The sequence below is a fragment of the Halorubrum sp. SS7 genome, from assembly GCF_005435055.1.
Lineage (GTDB): Archaea > Halobacteriota > Halobacteria > Halobacteriales > Haloferacaceae > Halorubrum > Halorubrum salinarum.
The window spans coordinates 898-1,564 of the sequence record NZ_SGXV01000085.1; the positions used below are offsets into that span (position 1 = coordinate 898).

Consider the following 667-nt stretch of genomic DNA (forward strand, 5'->3'; position numbering starts at 1 on the left):
AGTAGGGTAGGGTAGTTCACTACGGAACGAGATTTGATTCGGCAACTACTGTGAAGGGCGGGAAGGATGTCAACGAAGCGGTGACTGTGACTGTTCGGGGCGCGAGACGAGCGTGAGTTCGATCGTCTGCTCCGTCCCATCGCGAAGGACCGTCACTTCGAGCGTGTCACCCGGCCGGGTCCGTAGTGCCAGGTAGCTCGCTAGGTCCTCGAAGGAACGCATCGGTTCCCCGCCGATCGCAAGGGAACGCGGACTCCGTTCACGAACTCGATGTCGCTCGGTCGGAGCACACCGTCGGCCGGCCCGCCACGAACCGTCTGGACGACTAGCAGTCCGCGAGGTTCGCTCATCCCGTTCGCTTCCGCGACCGCCGGCGTGACGTTCTGTAGCGACACGCCCATGTACGCGTGTTCGTATTCGCCCGTCTCGATGAGTTCGGGAACGACGCGTCGGGTGAGCGAGATGCCGAACGCGATGTTGTCCCCACGCTTGGAGTTTACGACACCGATAACGCGCCCGTCAAGTGACATCAGCGGTCCGCCGCTGTTCCCGGGGTTCACGGCAGCGTCCGTCTGAATCGCGTCCGGAATCTGGTACCCTGCCGGTGACGGGATCAGCCGGTCGAGACCGCTGACGATGCCGGACGTGACGGTTCCGTCCAAGTTAT

General features: G+C 62.7%; 1 pseudogene. It reads right to left on the reverse strand.

The features are described 5' to 3' along the window. Positions 1 to 69: 69 nt before the first annotated feature. A pseudogene (locus EXE44_RS16715) lies at positions 70 to 667 on the reverse strand (S1C family serine protease); the annotation flags it as partial.